Consider the following 20,234-nt stretch of genomic DNA (forward strand, 5'->3'; position numbering starts at 1 on the left):
CAACGTTGACGCTGCGCAACAATCTTGGTTTGTTCAATTCTGGCGGCAGGCAATAGCTATGACATACTCCCGCCCCCATAATCCGAATTCGTGTCGCTTTTTAAAGTCAAGAGTTCAAAAAATCGCCACCAATCACCTTATTAACAAATTTATTGATCTCCGACTGCTTTTTGTCTTCATTCAGTTTGCATAGTTCACTGCGTCAGTTACCATGCCTCAATTGAGGATAAACCGCCTTAGTTGATGTTGTTTTCTAAGGTTGCATTTTCAATAAAGATTATATTGGGTTGTGACTTTAAGAATTAGCTTTCGTTTGAGTGATTATTATATTTCATACTTACATGACATTTTGTATTAACTTTTTTGGTGTTATTTATGAGTCGCTGGATAGAAAATTTTGAAAAGCATCCCTTCCAAGATACTTGGTCTCAAATTGTATCGTTAAAAGATAGTATCAACTCAGATGATAAAACAGTCATCACCGATACAACTGAAATAGCAAGACTCAAGAAAGTTATAGCATTTATAAATGAACTTTTATTAGCCTGCGACCCAGAATTAATACCAGAGCAAACATGGAGCAATTTTTCAAGCCAAGCTACTGCGTGTCTGCAAAGCATATCGAGCTTTAATAGCAGCCGAAATATTCAACATATCATTCAAGCCAACTCTAACTTGGATAATCTGCTAACTTATATACGCCCATACCAAGTAATAACAGGAAAGGCAGCTAGAGCGGCTAAAACAGCCTTTTCATCCTACACAAAAGAGATTTCTATAAGCCTAGACTCAATTAATAGAGAAATCACCACAAAATTTGACTCTATCCAATCTGACGCCGATTACCTGTTAGATGAAATTGAAAAAATAAAGAATAACGCAGCATCAGAACTGGAAAACTGCGAAATAATTAGTGAAAAAATCACAAACCTAGATGAAGATTATTTTAATAACTCCGTGAGCAAAAGTTTAAAGACTAGGATGGAAGAGTTTGAGTCAGAAATAACTCAAGCCCATGAAAAAATACTGAATTTCTCTGAGATTCTCTTTGAGGGAACTTCAACCGATGACTCTGTAGAACAGAAAATAAACGTTGCTCTCGATAATATAGAGTCAGATGCGAAAGAAAGCGCATCCCAACTTGTAAAGCTCAGGTCAAAGATTGATGACTTCAGTAATTATTACAATCTAGTTTTTGGTGAACTTCAGGATGATGAAAATAGAAAAGGAGGATTGAAATCAGAAATTGACACTAGAAAAAAAGAACTAGAAAGATTCAAAGAAACTCAAGAGTTAAAATATAAAACTCTTGTTGAAGAGATAGAGAGTTTACTCCCTAGTGCAACCAGCGCTGGTTTAGCAAGCGCATATAGAGAAATGAAAGTCAGCTTTGATGGCCCGATTATTCAAAACACAATAATATTCTACGGTACAATTGCCTGTTTAATTTTTACTGCACTTGTATCAATGACTCAAGAGCTTGGTTGGTTTTATATAAAGTTTCATAACATCCCAGAATTAACAACATTGGCCTCTAATATTTTATATAAAGCACCGATAATTATACCTGTAATTTGGTTAGCGTTGTTCTCTTCAAAAAGAAGAAGTGAAGCATTACGTTTACAGCAAGAATATGCGCATAAGGAAGCCTTGGCAAAATCATTCCAAAATTTCAAGGCTCAAATTGAGGCGTTAGGGGAGGAAACCCCTGTACTCATGAATAAACTTCTTGAGGCAGCCATTGATGCTGTATCAAAAAATGCATCAGACACATTAGATAAGAAGCATGGGGACAAGACACCTGTTCATCAAACACTTGATGGAGCACTTGACTCATTAGGAAAGATAAAGGCTTTATTCGAATCTAAAAAACCTTAACCATAGTTAAAATTAGATTGTAGGTTCGAATCGCAAAAAGCTAATTCGTGCTTACGATAAAGAAGAACGTATCCATCATAATAAAAACGCCGCCCATTGGGCGGCATTTTTATTAGAGATAACGGGCTAACAGGAATTACCAGCCGGTCACTTCGCGCAAGGCCTTGCCGATATCGGCCAGGGAGCGGACGGTTTTCACGCCAGCATCTTCCAGCGCGGCAAACTTCTCGGCGGCAGTACCCTTGCCACCGGAGATGATGGCGCCAGCGTGGCCCATCCGCTTGCCGGGAGGCGCAGTAACACCCGCGATATAGGAGACCACCGGCTTGGTGACGTGGGCCTTGATATAGGCGGCCGCGTCTTCCTCGGCGTTGCCGCCGATCTCGCCGATCATCACGATCGCTTCGGTCTGCGGGTCGTTCTGGAACATCTCCAGAATGTCGATAAAGTTGGAGCCCGGGATGGGGTCGCCACCGATACCGACGCAGGTGGACTGGCCAAAGCCCTCGTCAGTAGTCTGCTTGACCGCTTCGTAGGTCAGGGTGCCGGAGCGGGAGACGATACCCACCTTGCCCGGCTTGTGAATGTGGCCCGGCATGATGCCGATCTTGCACTCACCCGGAGTGATCACACCCGGGCAGTTGGGGCCGATCATCCGCACGCCGGTCTCTTGCAGCTTCACTTTGACGTCCAGCATATCCAGCGTCGGGATGCCTTCGGTGATGGTGACGATGAGCTTGATACCCGCGTCGATCGCTTCTAGGATGGCATCCTTGCAGAACGGCGCCGGCACATAGATGACGGAGGCAGTAGCGCCGGTCGCTTCGACCGCGTCACGGACGGTGTTGAACACCGGCAGGCCCAGATGGGTAGTGCCGCCCTTGCCGGGGGAGACGCCGCCCACCAGCTGGGTGCCGTAGGAGAGCGCCTGCTCGGAGTGGAAAGTACCCTGACCGCCGGTAAAGCCCTGGCAGATGACTCGGGTGTCCTTGTTGATCAGTACGCTCATCAGTTGGCCTCCGCTGCTTTGACGACTTGCTGCGCGGCATCGGTCAGACTCTTGGCCGCAATGATGTTGAGGCCGCTCTCGGCCAGCTTGATACCACCCAGCTCGGCGTTGTTGCCTTCCAGACGGACCACCACGGGCACCTTGACCCCCACTTCCTTGACCGCACCTATGATGCCTTCCGCGATCATGTCGCAGCGCACGATGCCGCCAAAGATGTTGACCAGCACCGCTTTGACGTTGCTGTCGGAGAGGATGATCTTGAACGCCTCGGTCACCCGCTCCTTGGTGGCGCCACCGCCGACGTCAAGGAAGTTGGCCGGTTTGCCGCCGTGCAGGTTGACGATGTCCATGGTGCCCATGGCCAGACCCGCGCCGTTGACCATGCAGCCGATGTTGCCATCGAGGGCCACATAGTTCAGCTCCCACTGGGCGGCGTGCGCTTCGCGGGGGTCATCTTGTGACGGGTCGTGCATCTCGCGCAGCTTGGGCTGACGATACAATGCGTTGGCGTCGATGTTGATCTTGCCATCCAGGCAGTGCAGGTTGCCCTGCGCGGTGATCACCAGCGGGTTGATCTCCAGCAGCGCGAAATCGCAATCTAGGAACATCTGGCCCAGACCCATGAAGATCTTGGTGAACTGTTTGATCTGATCGCCGGCCAGACCCAGTTTGAAGGCCAGTTCGCGGGCCTGATAAGCCTGCGGACCCACCAGCGGATCGATAGCCGCCTTGTGGATCAGATGGGGGGTTTCGTGGGCGATCTTCTCGATATCCACGCCACCTTCGGTCGAGGCCATGAAGACCACGCGGCGAGAGCCACGGTCAACTACGGCGCCCAGGTAGAGCTCTTTGGCGATGTCGGTGCAAGATTCAACCAGGATCTTGGTGACCGGCTGGCCGTTGGCGTCGGTCTGGTAGGTCACCAGATTTTTGCCAAGCCAGTTCTGGGCAAAGGCACGGATCTCATCCTTGCTCTTGGCCACTTTCACGCCGCCCGCTTTACCGCGGCCACCAGCGTGTACCTGGCATTTGACGACCCAGGTATTGCCGCCAATCTTGTCGGCCGCTTCGGCCGCTTCTTGTGGGGTAGCACAGGCATAACCTTCGGAGACCGGCAGGCCATACTCGGCAAACAGCTGTTTTGCCTGATATTCATGCAGATTCATAGATGCTCTATCCGTGTTGTAGGTATTTCCGTCCGGGGCTGGTGTTTCTCAATCCCCTGTGAATGGGGGCCTGGGCGGCCCCTCGTTATCTTTCAATCGCTCGGGTATTACTCAAACGTCCAGCAGCACATTCGGCTCGGGGCGCAAACCCCTTGCCCGGGTGCCACAGGCTTAGACGTCCAGCAACAGACGGGTCGGGTCTTCCAGCAGCTCCTTGACGGAGACCAGGAAGCCTACCGATTCGCGTCCGTCGATGAGACGGTGATCGTAGGAGAGCGCCAGATACATCATCGGCAGGATCTCGACCTTGCCGTCAACGGCCATCGGGCGATCCTGGATCTTGTGCATGCCCAGAATGGCGCTCTGGGGCGGGTTGATGATCGGGGTGGACATCAGGGACCCGAACACACCACCGTTGGTGATGGTGAAGTTGCCGCCAGTCAGCTCATCCACGGTCAGTTTGCCGTCGCGGCCCTTGCCGGCCAGATCCTTGATGGCCTTCTCGATGTCCGCCAGGCTCATGTTGTCGCAGTCGCGCAGCACCGGCGTCACCAGACCACGGGGGGTGGAGACGGCGATGCTGACGTCGAAGTAGTTGTGGTAGACGATGTCGTCACCATCCAGCCCGGCGTTCACTTCCGGATAGCGCTTGAGGGACTCCACTACCGCCTTCACGTAGAAGGACATAAAGCCGAGCTTGATGCCGTGCTTCTTCTCGAAGATCTCGCCGTACTGCTTGCGCAGATCCATAATGGGCTTCATGTTGACCTCGTTGAAGGTGGTCAGCATGGCGGTGGTGTTTTTCGCTTCCAGCAGACGCTCGGCGATGCGCTTGCGCAGACGGGTCATCGGCACCCGCTTCTCGCTGCGACCGGCCAGCGCGGCAACCGGCGCGACCGGGGCAGCAGCTACCGGAGCGGCTGCGGCAGGCTTGCTCAGCGCCTTGATGTAGGCTTCCACATCATCCTTGGTGATGCGACCGCCCTTGCCGGTACCGGTCAGCTTGGTCACGTCGATGTCGTGCTCACCAATCAGGCGGCGCACCGAGGGGCTCAAGCCATCGGCACCATCATCGGCCACCGCTTCAGCGGGTTTCTCTTTGGTCTCTTCACCGGCCACCGGGGCTGCGGTGAGGATGGCAATCAGTTGACGGGACAACACGGTCGCCCCTTCCCCTTGCAGAATATCCCCCAGCACACCGGCTTGCGGTGCCGGCACTTCCAGCACCACCTTGTCGGTCTCGATGTCGACCAGCACTTCGTCACGGGCAACCATATCACCCGGCTTCTTGTGCCAGGTGGCAATGGTGGCATCCGCCACTGATTCCGGCAGGTCCGGTACCTTGATCTCGATAGTCATCTAATCAGTTCCTTGTTACTTCTTGTTCAGGGCTTAGGCCAGAGTAAGGGCATCTTCCACCAAGGCTTTCTGCTGCTTGGCGTGGACGGACATGTAACCAACGGCCGGTGAGGCGGACGCCGGACGACCGGCATAACGCAGGGTGGCTCCGGTCGGCAGCACGTCATCGTAGTTGTGACGGGTGCAGTACCAGGCGCCCTGGTTCTGCGGCTCTTCCTGGCACCAGACAAAGTCGGTGACATGGCTGTAATCGGCCAGAATGGCGCGCACTTCCTCTTCCGGGAAGGGGTAGAGCTGCTCAATTCGCACCAGTGCCACATCTTGCTGCTCGGCCTTGCGACGGGCTTCGAGCAGGTCGTAATAGACCTTGCCGGAGCAGAAAACCACCCGCTTGACCACTTTCGGATCCAGCGCGTCGATCTCGCCAATGGCGTTCTGGAAGGTGCCTTCCGCCAGATCTTCGAGCTTGCTGACCGCCAGCGGATGGCGCAGCAGGGATTTGGGCGTCATGACGATCAGCGGACGGCGCATCGGACGCACTACCTGACGACGCAGCATGTGGAATACCTGTGCCGGGGTAGAGGGCACGCACACCTGCATGTTGTGCTGGGCACACATCTGCAGATAACGCTCCAGACGGGCGGAGGAGTGCTCTGGGCCCTGCCCCTCGTAACCGTGCGGCAGCAGCATGGTCAGGCCGCACATCCGGCCCCACTTCTGCTCGCCAGAGGAGAGGAACTGGTCCACCACAACCTGGGCACAGTTGGCGAAGTCGCCGAACTGGGCTTCCCAGATAGTGAGGCCGGCCGGCTCGGCGCTGGCGTAGCCATATTCAAAGGCCAGTACCGCGTTCTCGGTCAGCACAGAGTCATACACCTCGAACGGGCCCTGCTCGTCGTGCAGGTTGCACAGCGGGGTGTAGGTGCTGGCATCGGTCTGGCTGTGGAGCACGGCGTGGCGGTGGAAGAAGGTGCCTCGACCGGAGTCTTCACCGGTAAAGCGGATCCGGGAACCCTTGTCCACCAGGGTGGCGTAGGCCAGGGTTTCGGCAAAGCCCCAATCCACCAGCTTCTCACCCGTGGCCATCAGACGGCGGTCTTCGTAAATCTTCTCGACCTGACGCTGCAGCACGTGGGTCGCCGGATACTGGCTCACCCGCTCACCGAGGCTCTTGAGGTGATCCATCGGTACGGCACTCTCATAGGCCATGTTCCAGTCGTGGCCCAGATAAGGGGTCCAGTCGACGGAGTGCAGCTCCATCGGCCGCCACTCCTTGCTCACCCGCTCGCCGCGATCCAGCGCTTCGCGATACTCGTTGACCAGTTCGGTCGCCCGCTCCTGGGCGAGGCTCCCCTCGGCCACCAGCTGATCGGCGTAGATCTTGCGCGGGGTCGGGTGCTGTTTGATCTTCTGGTACATCAGCGGCTGGGTGGCGCTCGGCTCATCCGCTTCGTTGTGGCCGTGACGACGGTAGCAGACCAGCTCGATCACCACGTCGCGTTTGAAGGTGTTGCGGTAATCCAGTGCAATCTGGGTCACCAGCACCACAGCCTCCGGATCATCCCCATTGACGTGCAGCACCGGCGCCTGCACCGCCTTGGCGATGTCGGTGCAATATTCGGTAGAACGCAGGTCACGAATATAGGAGGTGGTGAAACCAACCTGGTTGTTGATGACGATGCGCACCGTCCCGCCGACACCATAGGCGCGGGTCTGGGACATGTTGAAGGTCTCGGCCACCACGCCCTGACCGGCCATGGCCGAGTCACCGTGAATGGTGATGGGCAGCACGCTGGAGCCATCCTTGTCACCGCGACGATCCATACGGGCACGGACCGAGCCGATGACCACAGGGTTGACGATCTCGAGGTGGGAGGGGTTGAAGGCGAGCGCCAGATGGACGTTGCCACCCGGGGTGGCGAAGTCGGAGGAGAAGCCCATGTGGTACTTCACATCACCGGTCCCCCAGGATTCGCCATGCTTGCCGGCAAACTCGTCGAACAGATCCTGAGCGCGCTTGCCCAGCACGTTGATCAGCACGTTGAGACGACCGCGGTGGGCCATACCGATAACGGCCTCTTTGCAGCCCTGCTCACCGGCGCGACGGATCAACTCCTTGAGCATGGGGATCATGGCGTCGCCACCTTCCAGCGAGAAGCGCTTGGCTCCCGGGAACTTGGCGCCCAGATATTTCTCCAGCCCTTCGGCGGCAGTCAGGCTCTCGAGGAAACGGGTCTTCTCTTCGAGGGTGTAGCTCCCCTTCCCCTCAATGGATTCGAGACGCTGTTGCAGCCAGCGCTTCTCTTCCGTTGAGGTGAGGTGCATGTAGTCGGCGCCGATGGAGCCGCAATAGGTCTTCTTCAGCGAGGCGTAGAGGTCGGAGAGCACCATGGTCTCGCGACCGATGGCGTAGGAGCCCACATTGAAGGTGGCCTCCATATCTGCGCCCTGCAGGTTGTGGAACGCAGGATCCAGTTCGGCAACGGTTTCACGCTGCCACAGGCCCAGCGGGTCCAGATTGGCATTCTGGTGACCACGGAAACGGAAGGCGTTGATCAGCTGCAATACCCGCACCTGCTTGGCATCCACTTGCGGATCGGAGACGGGGGCACTGTAGCGAGAGGGATCCTTGGCCAGACGACGGAAATAATCGCGGACCTGGGAGTGGGGTTGTTCAACCGCATGGCCATTGACCTGGGGCAGCTCGCTAAACAGGCTGCGCCACTCGTCGGACACGGAGTCAGGATTTTCCAGGAAGGATTCGTACAAATCCTCGATATAGCTTGCATTCGCACCAGCCAGGTGAGATGACTCCAACCAGGCCTTCATCACGCCGTTATGCATTTCTATCCCTTGTACTTCTTGTTACTGCTGCGCAGCTTGTAGGGGTCAAATAGCCATCCTGCCACGGGTGGGATGGCTATCCAGAGGTCGGGCCAGCACCTGGCCGGCCCTGATACTAAACAGCCCGATTGAGCAACATCGACTTGATCTGACCAATCGCCTTGGTCGGGTTCAAGCCTTTCGGACAGACGTTCACGCAGTTCATGATGCCATGGCAGCGGAACACGCTGAATGCGTCGTCCAGATTCCCCAGTCGTTCGGTGGTCGCGGTGTCGCGGCTGTCAGCCAGCCAGCGGTAGGCGGCGAGCAGCCCGGCCGGACCGATGAACTTGTCGGGATTCCACCAGAAGGAGGGGCACGAAGTGGAGCAGCAGGCACAGAGAATGCACTCGTACAGGCCGTCAAGCTTGGCGCGCTCTTCGGGGGATTGCAGGTGCTCACGCACCGGCGGCAACTTGTCATCATTGATGAGGAAGGGTTTGACCTTCTCCCACTGGGTGTAGAACTGGGTCATGTCGATCACCAGATCACGGATCACCGGCAGGCCGGGCAAGGGGCGGATAACGACGTTATTGCCCTTCTTCAGCAGGTCGGAGAGCGGGGTGATACAGGCAAGACCGTTCTTGCCATTCATGTTGAGACCGTCTGATCCACAGACCCCTTCGCGGCAAGAGCGGCGGAAGGCGAGCGTGGGATCCAGCTCTTTCAACTGGATCAGTGCGTCGAGCACCATCATGTCGGAACCTTCAGGAATATCAAGACGATATTCCTTCATATGGGGGACGTTATCAACATCCGGATTGTATCTGTAGACAGAGAATGTGACGTTCATAGGGCTGGCTCCGCAATCAGTAAGTCCGGACCTTGGGCGGGAACGCCTCACGGGTCTTGGGTGACATGTTGACAGCGCGACGGGTCATGGACTCGGTGTCCGGATGATAGAGGCTGTGGCACAGCCAGTTCTCATCGTCGCGATCCGGGAAGTCGAAGCGGCAGTGAGCACCGCGACTCTCGGTACGGAAGTTGGCGGCAACCGCCGTGGCAAACGCCGTCTCCATCAGGTTGTCCAGCTCCAGGCACTCGATGCGCTGGGTGTTGAACTCTTTGGAGGTGTCATCCAGACGGGCTGACTTGAGGCGTTCGCGGATAACCTTGAGCTCGGCCAACCCTTCTGCCATCGCCGCACCTTCGCGGAATACGGAGAAGTTGTTCTGCATGCAGCGCTGCAGGTCTTTGCGGATCTGCACCGGGTCTTCACCGTCACGGCAATTTTCCCAGCGGTTGAAGCGTGCCAGTGCGGCATCCAGATCCGACTCGGAAGCATCGCGGCCGTGATCCATCTCGCCCAGGGTGTTGACCAGATGCATGCCGGCCGCGCGGCCGAAGACCACCAGATCCAGCAGGGAGTTGCCACCCAAACGGTTGGCACCGTGTACGGAGACGCAGGCAATCTCGCCCACCGCAAACAGACCGACTACCGGCACATCGTTGCCGTTCTTGTCCTGAGTCAGGCACTGGCCATTCACGTTGGTCGGCACGCCGCCCATCATGTAGTGGCAGGTCGGGATGATCGGGATCGGCTCTTTGACCGGATCCACGTGGGCGAAGGTGCGGGAGAGCTCGCAGATCCCCGGCAGACGGGATTCCAGCACCTCTTTGCCGAGGTGATCCAGCTTGAGCTTGATGTGCGGGCCCCAGGGACCGTCGCAACCACGGCCTTCGCGGATCTCGATCATGATGGAGCGGGCCACCACGTCGCGACCGGCCAAGTCCTTGGCGTTCGGCGCATAACGCTCCATGAAGCGCTCGCCATCTTTATTGAGCAGATAGCCACCTTCACCACGGCAGCCTTCGGTTACCAGCACCCCAGCCCCGGCGATGCCGGTCGGGTGGAACTGCCACATCTCCATATCCTGCACGCCGACGCCGGCACGCAGCGCCATGCCGACGCCGTCACCGGTGTTGATGTGGGCGTTGGTGGTGGACTGGTAGATACGACCGGCACCGCCAGTCGCCAGCACGGTGGCCTTGGCCTTGAAGTAGACCACTTCACCGCTCTCCATGTCGATGGCGGTACAACCCACCACGTGGCCATCCTGGTTCTTCACCAGATCCAGCGCATACCACTCGGAGAAGACAGTGGTCTTGTTCTTGACGTTCTGTTGGTAGAGGGTGTGCAGCAGGGCGTGACCGGTACGGTCGGCCGCAGCCGCAGTACGGGCAGCCTGCTCGCCACCGAAATTCTTGGACTGACCACCAAACGGACGCTGGTAGACAGACCCGTTGTCGAAACGGGAGAAGGGCAGCCCCATGTTCTCCAGCTCATAGATAGCCTCGGGGCCGGTTTTGCACATGTACTCGATGGCTTCCTGATCACCGATGTAATCGGAACCTTTTACCGTGTCATACATATGCCACTGCCAGTTGTCATCGTGGGCATTGCCCAGCGCAACCGTGATCCCGCCCTGGGCGGAAACAGTGTGAGAACGGGTTGGAAAAACCTTGGACAACAGAGCGCAGCTCTTGCCGGACTGGGCAATCTGCAGCGCGGCGCGCATACCGGCACCACCGGCACCAATAACCACCGCATCAAATTCACGAGTTGGAATAGTCACCTTACACACCCCACAGCACGACGAAACCCGTCATCAGATAGACAAACAGCACCACGACCAGGGCAAATTGCAGCGCCCCGCGCAGCCCTACCGGCTTGATATAGTCAGTCAGCACCTGCCACAGACCAATCCAGGCGTGGATCAGTACGCAGAGCAGGGTCAACAGGGTGAATACTTTGGTGAATGTTTTGGCGAAGAAGCCTGCCCACACCTCGTAAGTGATGTCGTTGAACGCGACAAAGCCCACCAGATAGAGGACATAACAGGTCATGATGAGGGCGGTGGCGCGGATCAGGATGTAATCATGAACGCCGCTGCGCCCGAAGGTTGCAGAATTGGTTACCATACAAGCACTCCCGCCAATACAGCCAGGATCGCGGTGATCACGAAGGCCACGCGGGCGCTCTGATTGCCGGATTCCAGCTCTTCCCAATAGCCCATATCCATGACCAGATGACGCAAGCCGCCCACAATGTGGTATGCCAGCGCAGTCAGGATCCCCCACAGCACGAGTTTGACCAGGAAGTTGTCCATGATGGCAACCACGGTTTCAAACCCTTCGGGAGAGGCGAGTGAAGTACCAAGCATCCACAGCAAGATGCCCAGTGCAACAAAGGTAATGACCCCTGAAACACGGTGCAGGATGGATGCAATGGCAGTGACAGGAAAGCTGATCGTCTGTAGGTCGAGGTTGACCGGTCTCTGTTTGTTTTTCACGCTTGCCCACTCAGCTCCATTGAGCACGTTAGTTATTGTTTTAACTCACACTTGAGGGCACGGAATGGTGATTGTTGGTTTTTTGTTACCAAAACACTCTGAAAAAGCCAAAACGCGAGTTTTCGGTTTCACATCAGGCTTTGCCAAAGCGTTTCAAACACCCGCAGCCATGACCCACGTGGCGCAGTATATCGGCGGCCTTAACCGAAGACAATCAATTAGCTACAAAGAAAACACAAAACCGCAAACTCGATCGCATATTTAATTTAACATTTCATTAATGCCATTAATGGGGTTCCAGCAAAATTGACATTGATAAGGAACTCTGTTTCAAATAAGGCGCTCCAGCCACTTCGGTATGGGTAACAACCTTTGCCAGCGTCATAAAAGTCGTAATAGAGTAGGACTGGAACCAAATTATAAAGAGCAAAGGAGACGTGCTATGGCTGATAAGATAGCCACCCTACACCTGCCCGGAAAAGATCCGGTCGAACTGCCGATCCTCTCCGGCACCATCGGCCCGGATGTCATCGATGTCAGAAAATTGGGATCACAGGGGTATTTCACCTTTGACCCCGGTTTTATGGCGACAGGTTCTTGCAAATCTGCCATTACCTACATTGACGGGGATCAGGGTGTCTTGCTGCACCGTGGTTACCCCATCGCCCAGTTGGCCACCCAGGCCACCTATCTGGAAGTCTGCTATATCCTGTTGTACGGCGAAGCGCCGACCAAGGCCCAATATGCCGAATTCGAACGCCTGGTCACCCGCCACACCATGGTGCACGAGCAGATAGCCTTCTTCTTCCGCGGCTTCCGTCGCGACTCCCACCCCATGGCCATCATGTGCGGTGTGGTCAGCGCCCTGTCAGCCTTCTATCACGATGCCCTCGACATCAACAACGAGCAGCATCGCGAGATCTGTGCCTTCCGTCTGCTCTCCAAGATGCCGACTCTGGCAGCCATGTGTTACAAGTACTCCATCGGCCAGCCGTTCATGCAGCCGCGTAACGCCCTCTCCTATGCCGGTAACTTCCTGCACATGATGTTTGGCGTGCCGACCGAAGAGTACAAGGTCAATCCCATCGTTGAACGTGCCATGGATCGTATCTTTACCCTCCATGCGGATCACGAGCAGAACGCCTCCACCTCCACCGTTCGTCTGGCTGGCTCCTCCGGTGCCAACCCGTTCGCCTGTATCGCCGCGGGGATCGCCTCCCTGTGGGGACCGGCCCACGGTGGTGCCAACGAAGCCTGCCTGCGCATGCTGGAAGAGATCGGCTCGGTGGATCGCATCCCCGAGTACATCGCCAAGGCCAAGGACAAGAATGATCCGTTCCGTCTGATGGGCTTTGGTCACCGTGTCTACAAAAACCACGACCCCCGTGCCACCGTGATGCGCGAAACCTGCCACGAAGTACTGACCGAGCTGCAGATCAAGGATCCGCTGCTGGACGTGGCCATGGAGCTGGAGCGTATTGCGCTCTCCGACCCCTACTTCGTCGAGAAGAAACTCTACCCGAACGTGGACTTCTACTCCGGCATCATCATGAAAGCGATCGGCATCCCGATGAGCATGTTCACCGTGATCTTCGCCATCTCCCGCACCATTGGCTGGATTGCGCACTGGAACGAGTTCCACTCAGACCCGGACAGCAAGATTGGTCGTCCACGCCAGCTCTACGTGGGTCACCCGTTGCGCGAGTTCACTCCGCTCGAGCAACGCTAACCACTGCGTTGATATGGATTGTTACAAAGGCGGTCATTGACCGCCTTTTTGTTTGCCGCTCTAATGCCCCCTTTCGCGTTGAAGGAGTCCATCATGAAACCACTGTTTATCAGCGCAGCCTTGCTGCTGACCGCCTGCCAGAGCACCCCCGCCCCGTCACAGGGAGAGACCCTCTATATCAACAGCCAGTTGGTCGATTGCGTCGGAGTTGGCCCGATGCAGTGCATGCAGGTTCGCAGTGATGAGCAGCAGCCCTGGACACTGTTCTACCAGGATATTGAAGGCTTCCAGTTCGAGCCGGGTTACCGCTATCAGCTCACTGTCAGCAAGGAGCAGCTCACCGATGTGCCGGCCGATGCCCCCTCCCTGCGCTATCAGCTGATCAAGGTGGTGAACAAGGTCGCCAGCAAGTAACAAACACGATCAAAAAACGGGGGATGGCTGATGCCATCCCCCGTTGGTTTATGGGTACTGCGCCTCATCAGGCACGATCAGGTCGGCGCCAGCGCCATATGCAGCAGCGGATAGGGCTTGCCCTGACCATCCAGTGGCGAACGACCCGTCACGGTAAATCCCATCTTCAGATAGAAGCCCACCGCCTGTTCGTTCTGCTCGTTGACGTCAACCTGCGTCGCGCCGCCCTGCGTGATGGATGGGCCACCAGCAAACGCCCCACGCCACTACCGCGCGCCTCGGGTGCCACAAACAGCATCTCCAGCTTGCCCTCGTACACTCCGCTAAAACCCGTAATCTGCCCCTCTTCTGTGCGGGCACTGTGCAGTGTCACCGCATCGAAGTAGTGCTCCAGAATAAGCGGTTTAAGAGCCAGGATCTCGGTCTCGGGCAGGAAGTGGTGGGTCGCCCGAACAGAGGCCTCCCACAGATCGCTCAGGGCCGGATAATCGACCCGGGATACCGGAACAATCGTCATGAAATGAATCGATATGATAACCAGCGGGAAGAGACACCTTCCCGCTGGCAACGGTGATTAGCGCACCTGCACCGCCTGCAGCAACACCGACATATCAGCGCCAAAGTTGCGGCTGCGGATCGCTTCGCGAATATCCGCTTCGCTATAACGGCTGCCCGGGTAGACCACCACGCAGGAGGTGTCGCCCGGTTTGAGGAAGTGGGTCTCGCCAAACGGGGTATAGCGAGTGGCACCGATACTGATGAGCGCATGGGGAGGATGTCCCGCCTGCGCCAGCAGTCCCTGAATGTGCTCCGCCGGCCCTTCATCCTGCTGATGATTGAACTTGTCGATGGCCCAGTCGAGCAGCTTGCCGTGGAAGTAGCTGTAGTCGATGGCGGCGCTGTCTACCCCGTAGGCGTACAGCTCACCGTCCCGCTCCAGATAGCAGGCGATGCGATAGTCATCGAGCTCGCAACCGGCGGTAAAACCGGAAAGCGGCAGCAGGTTGGCCGCCAACCCCTTGCTCTCTTCGCCCCAGTTCTTCTTCTCGCTGATCTTCTTGGCGTTGGGACGACGGATGGAGCAGTCGTTATAGGCGCCAAAGGCGCGGGGATGGATCGCCACCACCTGCTTGCCGGCATACTCCAGCTCGCACCAGAGGGCTACTTCCGGCTCGATCTGCACCTTCTCGTCACCACTGACCGCCGCTTCCGGCAGGAAGATCGCCTTGTCGCTCAACGGGAATACCCCGAGCTGACCCGGATGGCCCGGCACGAAGAAGGGGAACAGCGCCTTGGGCGCCGTGGTGTCACGCACCACTACCGCTACGAAGTCCGATGCTTCACCCGCCTGCTCCAGATGACCGGCGAAATTACCCGCGACCCCGAGTCCGATAAACTTGCTCTCTGCTGCTATCTGCATCTTGCTCACCTGCATCTTGCCAACGCAAGGTAGCAGGCTCGTCGCCTACTACCGCTAAAGTGGCAAGATTAAACCACAAGGACCCCGCCTTCGCCCAGTCCGGCCCTGTCGTGATGTGCGCCAGTCCGCTTTTTTAGGGACGAGAAGGCTGTGGCGAACCAGCCATTGCGCACTCATTCAGCTACGCGGTCACCGCGCTGGAAACAGTGCGTTTCCGGCATCTCCCCTCTTTCTCCTTGGGACTCAACTTCATCTTTGTTAGGCTGCCGGCATGCAAAACAACTGTGCGCTTGAGTGCGCCACTGCTCATCACGGCAACCCCATTGGAGAGAAAACGGATGATCGACAAACTCGCTTGGCTCACCTTTAAAGATCAGCAACTGCTCTGCGCCCGCTCCCACGGCAAGGACATCTATTACATCCCGGGCGGCAAGCGTGAACCGGGCGAGAGCGACGAGGCGGCGCTGATCCGCGAGATTGAGGAGGAGCTGGCCGTTACCCTGCAGCCCGATACCCTGCGCTTTGCCTGCGAGTTCAGCGCCCAGGCCGATGGCAAACCGGCAGGAGTCGAGGTGCGACTGCGCTGTTACACCGGCGAAACAAGCGGCACTCCAATCGCATCGGCCGAAATTGCCGAGCTGCGCTGGCTCGACAGCTCTCACCTCGATGAGATCTCCCCCGTCTCCCGCCTGCTGTTTACGTGGCTGGTTGAGCAGGGGCTGATCCGCTGACAAGTCGTGCTTGCGCCAAGCATACGTATCCACCTCAAATTCACCAACGGTGGCAATCAGCCACATAACAGCGCAACGACAAGGATGCCAGATGGACATTGTGGAATGTTTATAGTGCAGCGACATACCAAAGCGCACGCAACGCCGATGGCTCCCTTGCTGCAACCGTCATCTTCTACAAACTGCTCTGACCATCACCTATCCCTTATCCAAATACAGCAGGGCCGCACCAAGCGGCCCTGCTTGTTGCCAGCGTGACTGTTTGTTGCAGCAATATGGCTTGCGACGGATTGCCACGATAGAGCCATTGCGCCTGCATGCCTCAACACCGCCAATCGCCGCCCCAAAATACAGCCAAATAAATAGAAAGATTAATTAATGATTAAAACACCCCCCATTTCTTCTTCATATATTGCATCATCAGGCGTATCGTGAGAGACCCATTTGATAATCAAATCTATGTTGTTCACTGCCTTGAGGAATAATGGATGCCCACTTTGCCCCGTACAGTTACCTCCCCCAAAAAGTTCATCATCGGTCAACGCCTTCTCCCGCAACTCCATGAGTACGTTAAAGATTTTGGTGACTATGCGTTGCTCATCAGCGATGAGTTCATTCTGGAGCGGGTACGGGAAGAAGCTTTGGCGGGGCTCCTGCAGGCAGGTCTCAGGGGAGTGGTCGACAAGTTTCGCTACGAATGCACCGAACAGGAGATCCACCGCCTGACCCACCTTGCAGAGCAATATGGTGCGAACGTGATTGTCGGGATCGGCGGCGGCAAGACGCTGGATGTCGCCAAGGCCGTGGCCTTCTATCTGCGCCGTCCGGTTGTGCTGTTCCCGACGATTGCCTCCACGGATGCCCCCTGTACGGCGCTGGCGGTGATCTACAACCAGGCGAGTGAATTTGAACGCTATCTGTTCCTGCCGCAAAATCCGGACGTGGTGCTGGCTGACACGGCCATCATTGCCGCCGCCCCTCCCCGCTTCTTTTCCGCAGGCGTTGGCGATGCCCTGGCCACCTATTTCGAGGCGCGCGCCTGCTATCGGGCGGACGGGCTCAATCTGGTCGGCAAACGCCCTTCACGCACTGGCCTTGGTCTGGCAAAGCTCTGTTACGAGCTGCTTGGTGAGAACATCGAGCTGGCCATGGATGCAATACGCCACCATGTCTCGACTCCGGCGCTGGAGCAGGTTATCGAGGCCACCATCTACCTCAGCGGGGTCGGTGCAGAAGCCGGTGGACTGGCCGCCGCTCATGCAATCAACAATGGCATGTCACTGATCCCGGAGCTCCATCGTGCCCAGCATGGCGAGAAGGTAGTCTTCGGCCTGCTGACCCAACTCGTGCTTGAGCGCGCCCCGCAACACGAACTTGATGAGGTGTTTCGCATCATCGACTGTGCAGGTCTGCCCATGACGCTGCAAGAGTTGGGACTCACCCACTTTGATGAAAGCGAGTGGCGCAAGGTGGCGCAGCTGGCCTGCGATCCCCTCGATACCATGGGCAACATGCCGATGACAGTGAGTGAACAGGATGTCTACGCCGCCATGGTAGCGGCCAATGCCATGGCTGAGCGTTATCGCCTCCGCCATCCCCGCATCTGATTGCTTGCCGCACTAAACAGGCAAACAGTAAAAAGGCTTGCCCATTGGCAAGCCTTTTTCATCTGCATCCCACCCCCTTGTCGGGATAGACGAAAGTCCGCGTTGACTCAGGGCAGTTTCACCGCTCGCACTGCAACCTCTGGCAGGGCAAAGGCATCTTGCGCGGCGATGAGTTGCAGCTCGTAAGCCTGCTGGCGCCAGGTCTCCTGCAGCACCGCATCCACCGAGGCGTTGGTGCGCTCGAACGCGCTGACCGCATCGTGGCCGGTCAGCAGGTTGGCCAGCATCAGGGCGCTGATAAGATCGCCAACCCCGACCGGCTGGCGGGCAAAGTCATAGAGCGGGCGGGCAATCAGGTAATCCCCATCCGGGGTGGCCAGCAGCATCTCGAAGCGGCTCGGGTCTTGCGCCGCGCGGCCCAGATGCTTGACCAGTACCAGCTTGACGCCACGGGCCAGCAGCTGATGGGCGGCGGCGCGGGTCTGCGCCAGATCCGCCAGATGGGTATCGCAGAGGGTCTCCAGCTCCAGCAGGTTGGGGGCCATCATGTCAGCCACCGGCAGCGCCTGCTCGGTTAGAAAACGGGTGACGCCGGGGGCGACGATGCACCCCTTCTCGGGATGCCCCATCACCGGATCGCAGAAGTAGATGGCATCGGGATTGGCCGCCTTGACGGCGTTGACCACCTTGAGGATCTCGTCACCCTGCTCGGCCGAACCGAGGTACCCGCTCAGCACCGCATCGCACTGGCCCAGCACCCCGATATTGCCCAGCCCTTCGGCCAGCGCGCTGATGTGTCCCGCCGGCATCGCCATCCCCTGCCAGCCCTGTGCGTACTGGGTATGGTTGGAAAACTGCACCGTATTGACAGGCCACACGTCGACACCCAGACGGCGCATGGGGAAAACGGCGGCGCTGTTGCCGGCACAGCCGAACACCACGTGGGACTGAATAGAGATAACGGATTTCATCGGGATCACCACAACAAAGGATCAGCAAAGGGGGCAATATATCGGATGAAGATATTGGATTGCCACCCTGTCACGGCACGAACCGGCATTTTCCTGATTAAACGCAGGCTTTTGGCCTGAAGCCATGCCATTCGGCACTGCTTTGCATTCGTTTTTTCTGCTCGCTATGGACGGGCGAAGTGGTAGACCCACCCCTCATCCAGCGCCATCCCGGCTGGCGGAGTCAACAGGGCGGGCAGTTGGGCGACCCGACCGCCAGCGGCATATTGCAGCGCCATCAGGGCGCAGAGCGCCGCATCGTAGCGATCGGTGCCGACCAGCACGTCCGCAGGCAGTAAGGCCGCCAGCTCGGGCCGTGCCGGGGAGGCCTTGCCGCCCACTTTGGCCAATGCCGGATAGACCTCCAGCACGGCACGACTGGCCTTCGGGGCAACGGTCGGCACCAGTTGCAGATCAGAGAGCTGCGGCAGCATGGAGAGCGCCAGAGTGGCGTTGTTGCCAAGCCGGTCGAAGGTGGCCGACAGCGGCTTTTTGCCGTACTGCTGATACAACCAGCGCTCGCAGTCGCGATAGGCGTAGGGGTTGTCTATCTCCCGTTCGGGCACGGCGCAGCTATGTGGCTGGCCGTTGAGCAGATCCCGCAAGGCGCGGGGAAAGGCGAGCGGTGCATCGATACCGAGCGCCAGTTGCGGGCAGGCCTCGACCTGCGCAAGCAAGGCTTCGTCCTGCAGGGCCGGACGCAGCAAGGCGGCCAGATCCGGCGCGACCCGTGAACTCAGGCGAAACAACGGCGACACCCCGAGCCAGTGCAGACTGTTGGAGTCGGCCTGCCAGCCCACCACGGCCACCGCCTGGGCGCTGCCCTGCCAGCCCCGCACATCCCAGCCAATTCCGATTGCACTCATCTGCCCTGCCGTCATCTGTTACCTCTGTGTCACGGATAGAAGGGGCACAGGGTAATCAGCCAAGGCGCTTAACGCAAAGCGAACCGCCCACTCAGAACGATTTCTGGAAGTTCACCAGCGGCAAAATGGGGAAAACGCCGTTGGCGGCGTAGTTGGCCAACCCGATCTGCAAGCCGTCGAGGTGTTTGGTGGCATTGATAAAACCGATCTGGAAGGTGGTGCGCTCGGCATAGTTGACCAGCCCGACGTTGGCCAGCGCATTGCCCTTGGCGATATTGACCGCCCCCCAGTTGATCCCCTGTACGTTATTGGTCAGGTTGACCAGCCCGAGATTGACGCCGGTATCCTGCCCCTCATGCCAGTTGACGGCATTGATGGCCACCCCGCCAAACTGGTGGCGCACCCGGCCGGCACCGAGAAAGATCCCGAGCTGCAGGCCACTGAACCGATCCACATCGGAGAGGGCGAAGATCGGCAGATCAATACCCTTCACCTGACCGGTCCGACCGTAGAGCAGCGAGGCGCGCGCCCCTTCCACCTGATGGGACGCGGGCAAATTGACCCCGGGCAGCGAGACCTGCACCGGAGTACTGGCCTGCGCGACACCGCACAGAGTCAGGGCGCTGCATGCCAGCAGCAGGCGGGAGAGTGTCATGGAAAGTTCCTTGGGCCATTGAGAGTGGCCCGATCCTAACAGTCAGGGGAGAGTGTGGGCACACCAGCAGGGACGAGGTGCGTCACGATACGTCACGGTTGGCCCTCTCACCTCTCCATCAGGTCTTGCGAAAGCGCCACCTCAAGGACAATCGGCCACTTTTTCGCAGCGAGTGGCCCCTCTTCCTTTCTTTGCCTGAGCGAACTGCCTAAAA

The 20,234-nt window shown here is 57.4% G+C and carries 18 protein-coding genes and 1 pseudogene; 6 read left to right on the forward strand and 13 right to left on the reverse strand.

The features are described from left to right. Positions 1–375 precede the first annotated feature (375 nt). Positions 376–1,878 (forward strand): hypothetical protein, encoded by a 1,503-nt coding sequence (locus I6L46_RS07635; protein ID WP_216977795.1) that lies wholly within the window; start codon positions 376–378, stop codon positions 1,876–1,878. A 136-nt stretch (positions 1,879–2,014) separates the two neighbouring features. Here the strand turns inward: I6L46_RS07635 and sucD are convergent, their stop codons facing one another. The 8 genes from sucD to sdhC form a co-directional block, all read right to left on the reverse strand. Then, complete coding sequence (gene sucD / locus I6L46_RS07640) at positions 2,015–2,887, reverse strand: succinate--CoA ligase subunit alpha (protein WP_005333542.1); 873 nt, start codon at positions 2,885–2,887, stop codon at positions 2,015–2,017. Then, positions 2,887–4,053, reverse strand: coding sequence for an ADP-forming succinate--CoA ligase subunit beta (gene sucC / locus I6L46_RS07645; protein WP_216977796.1), 1,167 nt, complete (start codon positions 4,051–4,053; stop codon positions 2,887–2,889). The genes sucD and sucC overlap by 1 nt, the downstream gene beginning before the upstream one ends. A gap of 171 nt (positions 4,054–4,224) precedes the next feature. Then, positions 4,225–5,412 (reverse strand): 2-oxoglutarate dehydrogenase complex dihydrolipoyllysine-residue succinyltransferase, encoded by a 1,188-nt coding sequence (gene odhB / locus I6L46_RS07650; protein WP_216977797.1) that lies wholly within the window; start codon positions 5,410–5,412, stop codon positions 4,225–4,227. A 33-nt stretch (positions 5,413–5,445) separates the two neighbouring features. Continuing rightward, positions 5,446–8,256: a 2-oxoglutarate dehydrogenase E1 component gene (gene sucA, locus I6L46_RS07655; RefSeq protein WP_216977798.1), complete on the reverse strand. Its 2,811-nt coding sequence runs from the start codon at positions 8,254–8,256 to the stop codon at positions 5,446–5,448. 115 nt (positions 8,257–8,371) lie between these two features. Next, the gene (locus I6L46_RS07660) at positions 8,372–9,088 is read right to left on the reverse strand and encodes a succinate dehydrogenase iron-sulfur subunit (RefSeq protein WP_005333549.1); all 717 of its coding nucleotides are present in this window, start codon (positions 9,086–9,088) and stop codon (positions 8,372–8,374) included. Positions 9,089–9,104: 16 nt separating this feature from the next. Beyond that, entirely contained in the window at positions 9,105–10,871 is a 1,767-nt protein-coding gene (sdhA, locus tag I6L46_RS07665) for a succinate dehydrogenase flavoprotein subunit (RefSeq protein ID WP_040066317.1), read from the reverse strand. 1 nt (position 10,872) lies between these two features. Beyond that, complete coding sequence (gene sdhD, locus I6L46_RS07670; protein WP_005333558.1) at positions 10,873–11,217, reverse strand: succinate dehydrogenase, hydrophobic membrane anchor protein; 345 nt, start codon at positions 11,215–11,217, stop codon at positions 10,873–10,875. After that, positions 11,211–11,588 carry a succinate dehydrogenase cytochrome b556 subunit gene (gene sdhC, locus I6L46_RS07675; protein ID WP_005333571.1) on the reverse strand — a complete coding sequence of 126 codons (378 nt, stop codon included), beginning with the start codon at positions 11,586–11,588 and terminating at the stop codon, positions 11,211–11,213. Before sdhC ends, sdhD begins: the two co-directional genes overlap by 7 nt. A 64-nt stretch (positions 11,589–11,652) precedes the next feature. Here sdhC and I6L46_RS07680 point away from each other — a divergent pair, with 64 nt between their 5' ends. From I6L46_RS07680 to I6L46_RS07690, 3 genes are all read left to right on the forward strand, one after another. Continuing rightward, complete coding sequence (locus I6L46_RS07680; protein ID WP_124929313.1) at positions 11,653–11,853, forward strand: hypothetical protein; 201 nt, start codon at positions 11,653–11,655, stop codon at positions 11,851–11,853. A 177-nt stretch (positions 11,854–12,030) separates the two neighbouring features. Next, the gene (locus I6L46_RS07685) at positions 12,031–13,317 is read left to right on the forward strand and encodes a citrate synthase (RefSeq protein WP_005333572.1); all 1,287 of its coding nucleotides are present in this window, start codon (positions 12,031–12,033) and stop codon (positions 13,315–13,317) included. A gap of 93 nt (positions 13,318–13,410) precedes the next feature. Then, positions 13,411–13,731, forward strand: a complete 321-nt coding sequence (locus I6L46_RS07690; protein ID WP_216977799.1) for a DUF4377 domain-containing protein — start codon at positions 13,411–13,413, stop codon at positions 13,729–13,731. A 77-nt stretch (positions 13,732–13,808) separates the two neighbouring features. Here I6L46_RS07690 and I6L46_RS07695 read toward each other — a convergent pair. Both I6L46_RS07695 and I6L46_RS07700 read right to left on the reverse strand, forming a co-directional pair. Then, positions 13,809–14,248: pseudogene (locus I6L46_RS07695) on the reverse strand (GNAT family N-acetyltransferase). A gap of 57 nt (positions 14,249–14,305) precedes the next feature. After that, a complete protein-coding gene (locus I6L46_RS07700; RefSeq protein ID WP_216977800.1) occupies positions 14,306–15,151 on the reverse strand; it encodes a DUF5718 family protein in 846 nt (281 codons plus the stop codon). A gap of 338 nt (positions 15,152–15,489) precedes the next feature. Between I6L46_RS07700 and I6L46_RS07705 the strand changes: the two genes are divergently transcribed. After that, complete coding sequence (locus I6L46_RS07705) at positions 15,490–15,882, forward strand: NUDIX domain-containing protein (protein ID WP_216977801.1); 393 nt, start codon at positions 15,490–15,492, stop codon at positions 15,880–15,882. A 488-nt stretch (positions 15,883–16,370) separates the two neighbouring features. Then, positions 16,371–17,489 (forward strand): glycerol dehydrogenase, encoded by a 1,119-nt coding sequence (locus tag I6L46_RS07710; protein ID WP_216977802.1) that lies wholly within the window; start codon positions 16,371–16,373, stop codon positions 17,487–17,489. A 107-nt stretch (positions 17,490–17,596) separates the two neighbouring features. Here I6L46_RS07710 and pdxY read toward each other — a convergent pair whose 3' ends face one another. The 3 genes from pdxY to I6L46_RS07725 form a co-directional block, all read right to left on the reverse strand. After that, positions 17,597–18,460 (reverse strand): pyridoxal kinase PdxY, encoded by an 864-nt coding sequence (gene pdxY, locus I6L46_RS07715; protein ID WP_216977803.1) that lies wholly within the window; start codon positions 18,458–18,460, stop codon positions 17,597–17,599. A 164-nt stretch (positions 18,461–18,624) separates the two neighbouring features. Further along, positions 18,625–19,380 (reverse strand): DUF429 domain-containing protein, encoded by a 756-nt coding sequence (locus I6L46_RS07720; protein WP_216977804.1) that lies wholly within the window; start codon positions 19,378–19,380, stop codon positions 18,625–18,627. A gap of 76 nt (positions 19,381–19,456) precedes the next feature. Further along, complete coding sequence (locus I6L46_RS07725) at positions 19,457–20,020, reverse strand: phaC PHA synthase (protein WP_216977805.1); 564 nt, start codon at positions 20,018–20,020, stop codon at positions 19,457–19,459. Positions 20,021–20,234: the final 214 nt, after the last annotated feature.

The sequence above is a fragment of the Aeromonas sp. FDAARGOS 1416 genome (assembly GCF_019048085.1).
GTDB lineage: Bacteria > Pseudomonadota > Gammaproteobacteria > Enterobacterales > Aeromonadaceae > Aeromonas > Aeromonas veronii.

Excerpts from the sequence above, each read along its gene's own strand:
- I6L46_RS07680 (WP_124929313.1), top strand. The coding sequence starts at position 11,653 with ATGGTGATTGTTGGTTTTTTGTTACCAAAACACTCTGAAAAAGCCAAA.
- sucD (WP_005333542.1), bottom strand. The coding sequence starts at position 2,887 with ATGAGCGTACTGATCAACAAGGACACCCGAGTCATCTGCCAGGGCTTT.
- I6L46_RS07660 (WP_005333549.1), bottom strand. The coding sequence starts at position 9,088 with ATGAACGTCACATTCTCTGTCTACAGATACAATCCGGATGTTGATAAC.
- I6L46_RS07710 (WP_216977802.1), top strand. The coding sequence starts at position 16,371 with ATGCCCACTTTGCCCCGTACAGTTACCTCCCCCAAAAAGTTCATCATC.
- I6L46_RS07720 (WP_216977804.1), bottom strand. The coding sequence starts at position 19,380 with ATGACGGCAGGGCAGATGAGTGCAATCGGAATTGGCTGGGATGTGCGG.
- pdxY (WP_216977803.1), bottom strand. The coding sequence starts at position 18,460 with ATGAAATCCGTTATCTCTATTCAGTCCCACGTGGTGTTCGGCTGTGCC.
- I6L46_RS07725 (WP_216977805.1), bottom strand. The coding sequence starts at position 20,020 with ATGACACTCTCCCGCCTGCTGCTGGCATGCAGCGCCCTGACTCTGTGC.
- I6L46_RS07685 (WP_005333572.1), top strand. The coding sequence starts at position 12,031 with ATGGCTGATAAGATAGCCACCCTACACCTGCCCGGAAAAGATCCGGTC.
- odhB (WP_216977797.1), bottom strand. The coding sequence starts at position 5,412 with ATGACTATCGAGATCAAGGTACCGGACCTGCCGGAATCAGTGGCGGAT.
- I6L46_RS07700 (WP_216977800.1), bottom strand. The coding sequence starts at position 15,151 with ATGCAGATAGCAGCAGAGAGCAAGTTTATCGGACTCGGGGTCGCGGGT.
- I6L46_RS07705 (WP_216977801.1), top strand. The coding sequence starts at position 15,490 with ATGATCGACAAACTCGCTTGGCTCACCTTTAAAGATCAGCAACTGCTC.
- sucA (WP_216977798.1), bottom strand. The coding sequence starts at position 8,256 with ATGCATAACGGCGTGATGAAGGCCTGGTTGGAGTCATCTCACCTGGCT.
- sdhD (WP_005333558.1), bottom strand. The coding sequence starts at position 11,217 with ATGGTAACCAATTCTGCAACCTTCGGGCGCAGCGGCGTTCATGATTAC.
- I6L46_RS07690 (WP_216977799.1), top strand. The coding sequence starts at position 13,411 with ATGAAACCACTGTTTATCAGCGCAGCCTTGCTGCTGACCGCCTGCCAG.
- I6L46_RS07635 (WP_216977795.1), top strand. The coding sequence starts at position 376 with ATGAGTCGCTGGATAGAAAATTTTGAAAAGCATCCCTTCCAAGATACT.
- sucC (WP_216977796.1), bottom strand. The coding sequence starts at position 4,053 with ATGAATCTGCATGAATATCAGGCAAAACAGCTGTTTGCCGAGTATGGC.